A 7122-nucleotide genomic window follows, 5' to 3' on the forward strand; every position below is an offset into this window, starting at 1 on the left:
CCGACGACGAGATCCGCATGCCCGGGACTCTCCTCGCCCTGGGCGCCCTCGCCGACCGCGGGTACATCGGCCGCTCCGCCGCCGAGGAGTTCGCGCAGGACTACCGGGCACTCCGGCTGCTCGAGCACCGCCTCCAGCTGCGGCGCCTTCGGCGTACGCACCTGATGCCGCGAGACGAGCACGAGCTGCGGACCCTCGCCCGCTCCAGCGGGCTCGCCCGCACGGCGGAGGAGCTGCTGAGCGTCTGGAACGGGATCAAGCACCGCGTCCGGGGCCTGCACGAGCGCCTGTTCTACCGTCCGCTGCTCTCCGCGGTCGCCGCGCTCTCCGACGGGGGTGCCGAGCTGTCCACCGGCCAGGCGGAGGCGCGCCTCGCCGCCATCGGCTTCGCGGACGCCCGCGGGGCGCTCGGTCACATCGCCGCGATGACCTCGGGCGTCTCGCGCCGCGCGAGCATCCAGCGCCACCTCGTGCCGGTGATGCTGCAGTGGTTCGCCGACGGACCGGACCCCGACTACGGCCTGCTCGCGTTCCGGCGCCTCAGCGACGCACTGGGCGGGACGCCCTGGTTCCTCCGGATGCTGCGCGACTCGTCCGGAGCCGCCAAGCGGCTCACCACGGTGCTCTCCGGATCGCGCTTCGTCGGCGAGCTGCTCGACCGCATCCCGGAGTCGGCGGCCTGGCTCGAGGACGACGACGCCCTCCGCCCCCGCAGCGCCGCCCAGCTCGCCGAGGAGGTGCGCGCCGTGCTCGCCCGGCACGAGACGCCCGACGCGGTCGCCTCGGTCCTCCGCTCGATGCGCCGGCGCGAGGTGCTGCGGACCGCCATGGGTGGCGTGCTCGGCCTCAGCTCGATCGAGGAGATCGCGACCAGCCTCACCGACATCATCAGCGCACTGCTGGGCGGCGTGCTCGCCGCCATCCGGCGCGGCAGTGCGACCCTGCCCGGCGCCGACGCGGAGTTCGCGATCATCGGCATGGGCCGGTACGGAGGGGCGGAGCTGGGGTTCGGCTCCGACGCCGACGTGATGTACGTCCAGCGACCCGGCACCGCCGAGCCGCACCAGGCCCAGCTCTACTCGCAGTTCGTCGTCGCCGAGCTGGTCCGGCTCACGGAGGACTCCCGCCTGCCACTCGACCTCGACGCCGACCTGCGGCCCGAGGGCAAGAACGGGCCCCTCGTGCGCTCCCTCGACTCCTACCGCGCCTACTACGCCCGCTGGTCGCTGACGTGGGAGGCGCAGGCGCTGCTCCGGGCGCGGGGAGTGGCGGGGGACCAGGCGCTCATCGAGGACTTCGAGGAGCTGGCCGACGGGGTCCGCTACCCGGGAGCGGTCTCCGACCGCGACATCCGCGAGGTGAAGCGGATCAAGGCACGGGTCGAGAGCGAGCGTCTGCCGCAGGGCGCCGACCCCCGCCGTCACCTCAAGCTCGGCCGTGGATCGCTGAGCGACGTCGAGTGGCTGGTGCAGCTCCTCCAGCTGCAGCACGCGCGGCGGACCCCGGCGCTGCGGACCACCTCGACCCTCACCGCCCTCGCGGTCGCGGAGGAGGAGGGCATGGTCGGCCCGCAGGACGCGGAACGGCTGCGTGCCGCGTGGATCCTCGCGTCCCGTGTCCGCTCGGGCACCACGCTCTGGGGCAACCGCACCAGCGACGTCCTCCCGACCGACCGCCGGCAGCTCGAGGGCGTCGCGCGCCTGCTGGAGTACCCGGCCGGGTCCGCGACGGCGCTCGAGGACGACTACCTCGGCGTGACCCGCCGCTCCCGCGCGGTCTTCGAGCGCCTGTTCTACGGGCCGGCCGCGGGAGACGCTCCCTCCTACCGCTGACGCCCGCGCGCCGGGGACGGCGAAGGGCCGCCCCTCCGAGGAGGAACGGCCCTTCGGCAGTGCTGCGGGATCAGACCCCGTAGTACAGCTCGAACTCGAACGGGTGAGGACGCTGCGCGAGGGGCTTGATCTCCTTCTCGCGCTTGTACTCGATCCAGGTGTCGATGAGCTCCTGAGTGAACACGCCGCCCTGGAGGAGGAAGTCGTGGTCGGCCTCGAGGGCGTCGAGCGCCTCGCCCAGGGTCGCGGGGACCTGCGGGATGAGCTTCGCCTCCTCGGGGGGCAGCTCGTAGAGGTCCTTGTCGACCGGCTCGTGCGGCTCGATGCGGTTCTTGATGCCGTCGAGGCCCGCCATCAGCTGGGCGGCGAACGCGAGGTACGGGTTGCCGGAGGCGTCGGGCGCACGGAACTCGATGCGCTTGGCCTTCGGGTTCGTGCCGGTGATCGGGATGCGGATGGACGCGGAGCGGTTGCCGGCCGAGTAGACCAGGTTGACCGGCGCCTCGAAGCCCGGGATCAGGCGGTGGTACGAGTTGACCGTCGGGTTCGTGAACGCGAGGACGGCGGGAGCGTGCTTGAGCAGGCCGCCGATGTACCAGCGCGCGAGGTCCGAGAGACCGCCGTAGCCGTTCTCGTCGTAGAAAAGCGGCGTGCCGTCGTTCCACAGCGACTGGTGGGTGTGCATGCCCGAGCCGTTGTCGCCGAAGAGCGGCTTCGGCATGAACGTGGCGGTCTTGCCCCACTGCTCGGCCGTGTTCTTGACGATGTACTTGAACTTCAGGATGTCGTCCGCCGCGTGGACCATCGTGTCGAAGCGGTAGTTGATCTCGGCCTGGCCGCCGGTGCCCACCTCGTGGTGCGAGCGCTCGAGGATGAGGCCGGCGTCGATCAGCTTGAGGCAGATGTCGTCGCGGAGGTCGGCCTGCTTGTCGACGGGGCTCACCGGGAAGTAGCCGCCCTTGTAGGGCGTCTTGTTGCCGAGGTTGCCGCCCTCCTCGACGCGTCCCGAGTTCCAGGCGCCCTCGACCGAGTCGACGGAGTGGAACGCGGAGTTCTGCGTGATCTCGTAGCGGACGTCGTCGAAGATGTAGAACTCCGCCTCGGGGGCGAAGAACGCGGTGTCGGCGATGCCGGTCGACGCGAGGTACTTCTCGGCCTTCTTCGCGACCTGGCGCGGGTCCTTGGAGTAGATCTCGCCGTTGCGCGGGTTGTAGATGTCGAAGACGAGGATCAGCGTGCGCTCGACGCGGAACGGGTCCACGTAGGCGGTGGTCACGTCAGGGATCAGCTGCATGTCCGATTCGTGGATGTTCGCGAATCCGCGGATCGAGGACCCGTCGAAGAGCTGACCGACGGAGAAGAACTCCTCATCGACAGTCGAGGCGGGGATGTTGAAGTGCTGCTGGACACCGGGGAGATCGGTGAACCGGATGTCGAGGAACTTGACGTCCGTGTCCTTGATGAACGAGAGCACCTCGGAAGAATCTTTAAACATGCAAAGGTCTCCAATGGCGTGACGGGGTGCTGCAGAGCGCAGCCGTTCCAGGGTAGTGACGGGGGGTTTCCCCACCGTGTCCCTGTTGTTTCCGACATGTTACGGGGCCCGTCCGGGGTCGGGCTCCACGTCGTCTGCCGGACCACCCGCTCCTCGGTCCGCTCCGAGACGCCGCGGATAGGATCGGAGGATGCCAGCCGCCGACCGCAGGACCTTCGCCGACGCCGCCCCGAGCTCGTACCCGGGGGAGCGTCTCGGCCTCCCCCGAGAGGGCCGCCTCTCGGTCGGACGGTCCGGCCGCCGCATCGCCGCCCTGGCCGTCGACTTCGCCGTCGCCGCTCTGCTGTCGCTCGCGTTCTTCGACTACGACCGCTGGGCGAGCCTGCTGCTGTTCGTCCTGCTGCAGGTCGTCTTCATCCCCACCATCGGCGGCAGCATCGGGCACCGCCTGCTCGGGATGCGCGTCATCCGTCTCGGCGGGGGCTGGGTCGGCGTGTGGCGCCCGATCGTGCGCTCTGTGCTGCTGGCCGTGCTGGTGCCGGCGCTCGTCTGGGACTCGGACCAGCGCGGCTTCCACGACAAGGTGGCCGGGACGGTTCTCGTCCGCTACTGACTCGCGCCGCAGACGCGACAGGCCGGCCGGGAGAGATCCCGACCGGCCTGTCGCGTCGTGCGTCAGCGCGATCGCTGAGGGCGCACCTTGAAGGGGTCGACGCCCTTCGGGATGGGCAGCGACGTGTTGAGCGAGGAGAGCCGGTTCTTCACCGCGAGGACCTCGGCCTTGGTGAGGACCTTCTTCGTCTTCGAGAGGCGGCTCGGCACCTTGTGCAGCGGAGTCGCATCGGCGTCGGAGCCGACGTGCACGAAGGTGACGGGGACGTTCGGCAGGATCCGCGACACCTTGCGCCGCTCGTCCTCGAGCATGCGCTTGGTCCGGGAGGCGGGGCCCTCCGCGATCAGCACGACGCCTCCGCGGCCGACGGCGCGGTAGACGGCGTCCTGGGTCTTGCCGTTGACGGCGACGGGCATCTCGCCGCCGGTCCAGGTGCCGCGCAGTCCGCTGCGCAGGACGGCGCCGACCGCGCCGGGCTGCCCGGCGATCTGCCCGTAGGCGGCGCGCTCGGCGCGACGCGAGAGCACGGCGAGTCCGGCGACCAGGCCGGCCATCACGCCCACGATGATCCACAGCGCGATCACGAAGCCGTTGCCGTTGCCGAGCAGGATGCCGAGGAGCACGCCGAGCAGGATCGGGAGCAGGAGCGCGAGGAGGATGATCCAGACGGCGCTGCTGTCGTAGCGGCGGGTCATCTGGAACACCTGCCACATCTGCTTGAGACGTCCGGGTTCCTTGACCGCCTTCGTCGACGGTTCCGTGCTGCGTGCCATGACGTCAAGGATACCGAGCGGGAGCGCGGCGGCGGACCCCGGACGCGGATCCGACTCCTCCACAGAGGGCACGTGCGCCGATCCGTCCACCGATCGGGATCGACGGGCGTCCTCCGCCCCGACCTGCGGTCAGGCTCGCCTCATGACGAGCAGCGGGACGGTCCAGGGCCGGAGGATCGGCGGAGTGCGGACGGGGAGGCGGCGGACGCCTGCGCCGAATGCCGCACCGCCGGCCGAGCGGACGATGCGGCCGCGGGAGGCCGAGGCGCTACAGGTGTCGGCGGTGGCTCGGCTCGCCGAGCACCGCCACCGCGAACGCATCGTCCGGGTGGAGTCGTCTCCGAGGAGGCGCATCGTCTCGACCGCCCCTCCCGTCGTCGCCACACTCGAGAGGTTCCTGCGGGTCGAGCGGGGGATCGCACTCGGCGCCGCGGTCACCCTCCTCGCCCCCGTGGTGGGCGCGGTCCGGTCGGCCGCGCTCGAGGGAGCATGGCTGGCTCCGACGACGGACGACATCGGCCTGACGGAGGAGGGTCGGCCGCTGGTGCTGCTGACGACGCCCGCCGTCGACACCCCGCGTGCGGCGCGCGACGCGCTGCAGCGGGTCCTGGAGCGCCTCGGAATGCTCTGCCCGGAGCTGCCGGTCGCCGCCCTCGCGCGGCACCGCGACCTGCTGGCGCTGGAGGGCAACCTCTACGGACTCGCTGATCCGCAGGGGATAGGCGAGGCGGTGCGGGCGCTGCCGACGTCCGGCGCGGATGCACGGGGTCGGGAGGCGGAGCCCGCTCCGGCTGCCCGGCACAGGCGGGTCCATCCGCTCGACGGCTGGCAGGACCGCCTCCGGGCGTTCGTCGTCCGGCGTCGGGGACCGCTCTCCGTCGGGACGGCGATCGTGCTGGGAGCGGTGCTCGCCGGTTCGCTCGCGGGCGGGCCCGATCGGCAGGTGCAGGATGCGGAGGCGTCGACCGCAGCCGCGCCCGTTCCGGCTCGGTCGACTCCGCCGGCGGTGGCGACCGCGGCACCGCCGGCTCCGGTCGCGGCGACCTCACTCGACGCCGAGCAGGCGGCGGAGGTGCTGATCGACGCGGTGCGCGCGTGCGGGGACCGGGAGTGCGCCCGCGGTCTGGTCACGGCGGACTCGCCGCTCGGCGACGCAGCGGACGGCCCCGCCTCCGCTGTCCCGGCGACGGGGGAGGCGTCGGCCGTCCTCGTCGACGTGAACGGGGCATCGGCGGTCGTGTACCTCCGGACGGCCCCGGGGACGACAGCGGCCTCCGTCCTGATCATCAGGACGGAGGCCGGCTGGCTCATCCGCGACGTCTACACCGGAGCGGCCTCGTGAGAGGCGCGCTCAGGGGGAGCGTGTCAGATGCCGAGGTCGTTCTCGAACGAGCCCTCCTCGAGGCGCTCCTTGATCGCGACCAGGAAGCGCGCCGCGTCGGCTCCGTCGACCGTGCGGTGGTCGTACGAGAGCGCGAGGAAGACGGTCGAGCGGATCGCGATGGCGTCAGTACCGTCCACCTGCACGACGGCCGGCTTCTTGGTGACGATGCCGGTGCCGAGAATCGCGGTCTGCGGCAGGAACACGACGGGAGTGTCGAACAGGGCCCCGCGCGAACCGGTGTTGGTCAGCGTGAAGGTGCCGCCGGCGAGCTCGTCGGGCTTCAGCTTGTTGTTGCGGGTGCGCTCGGCCAGGTCTCCGATGGTGGAGGCGATCTGCGCGAGGTTCAGCTCGGACGCGTTCTTGAGGACCGGGGTCAGCAGGCCGCGCTCGGTGTCGACGGCGATGCTGATGTTCTCGTGGTCCGGGTAGACGATCGACTCGCCGTCGAGGGTCGAGTTGATCACCGGGTAGGCCTTGAGCGCCTCGGCCGCCGCGAGGGCGAAGAACGGGAGGAAGGACAGCTTGGCGCCGGTCTTCTCCTGGAAGCTCTTCTTGACCGAGTCGCGGAAGCGGGCGACCGCCGTGACGTCGACCTCGATGACCGAGGTGAGCTGGGCGCTCGTCTGCATCGACTCGACGGCGCGCTGCGCGAGGACCTTGCGCAGGCGCGACATCGGCTGCGTGGTGCCGCGGAGGGGCGACGTCTCGAGCGGGGTGCGCGCGGCCTTGGCGGCTGCGGCGGCGGGCGCCGAGACCGGGGCGGCCGGAGCCGACTTGGCGGCCTCGACCGCGTCGAGGACGTCCTGCTTGCGGATGCGGCCGCCGACTCCGGTTCCCGTGAGGGTGGAGAGGTCGATGCCGTTCTCGCCGGCGAGCTTGCGCACGAGCGGGGTGACGTAGCCGGGGTTGGAGTCGGTGGGCTCCGGGGAGGCGGCGGCTACGGCTTCACCGGAGCCGGCGCCACGGGGGTCTCGGTGCGCGCGCTGATCGCCCTGGCCGAGGGCTTCGCGAGCGCGTAGTAGGGT

Annotated in this window: 6 protein-coding genes; 3 read left to right on the top strand and 3 right to left on the bottom strand. The window is 71.6% G+C overall.

Annotation, left to right across the window (positions count from 1 at the left end; genetic code table 11):
• Nucleotides 1–1832: bifunctional [glutamine synthetase] adenylyltransferase/[glutamine synthetase]-adenylyl-L-tyrosine phosphorylase (locus C5C33_RS17690; RefSeq protein WP_104261758.1), on the top strand; the 1832-nt coding region annotated here is incomplete at its 5' end.
• Between the two features lie 70 nt (nt 1833–1902).
• Here the strand turns inward: C5C33_RS17690 and glnA are convergent.
• Nucleotides 1903–3327 (bottom strand): type I glutamate--ammonia ligase, encoded by a 1425-nt coding sequence (gene glnA, locus C5C33_RS17695; protein ID WP_104223668.1) that lies wholly within the window; start codon nt 3325–3327, stop codon nt 1903–1905.
• Between the two features lie 190 nt (nt 3328–3517).
• Between glnA and C5C33_RS17700 the strand changes: the two genes are divergently transcribed.
• The gene (locus tag C5C33_RS17700; protein ID WP_104223667.1) at nt 3518–3940 is read left to right on the top strand and encodes an RDD family protein; all 423 of its coding nucleotides are present in this window, start codon (nt 3518–3520) and stop codon (nt 3938–3940) included.
• A gap of 62 nt (nt 3941–4002) precedes the next feature.
• On the opposite strand, the gene C5C33_RS17705 is transcribed toward C5C33_RS17700, so the two are convergent.
• Entirely contained in the window at nt 4003–4713 is a 711-nt protein-coding gene (locus tag C5C33_RS17705) for a DUF4191 domain-containing protein (RefSeq protein WP_104223728.1), read from the bottom strand.
• Between the two features lie 274 nt (nt 4714–4987).
• On the opposite strand from C5C33_RS17705, the gene C5C33_RS17710 reads away from it, so the two are divergent.
• The gene (locus C5C33_RS17710) at nt 4988–6055 is read left to right on the top strand and encodes a hypothetical protein (protein ID WP_104261759.1); all 1068 of its coding nucleotides are present in this window, start codon (nt 4988–4990) and stop codon (nt 6053–6055) included.
• A 23-nt stretch (nt 6056–6078) separates the two neighbouring features.
• On the opposite strand, the gene sucB is transcribed toward C5C33_RS17710, so the two are convergent.
• On the bottom strand, nt 6079–7122 hold a 1044-nt coding region (sucB, locus tag C5C33_RS17715), incomplete at its 5' end, for a 2-oxoglutarate dehydrogenase, E2 component, dihydrolipoamide succinyltransferase (RefSeq protein WP_104261760.1).

The organism is Rathayibacter sp. AY1H3 (genome assembly GCF_002932015.1).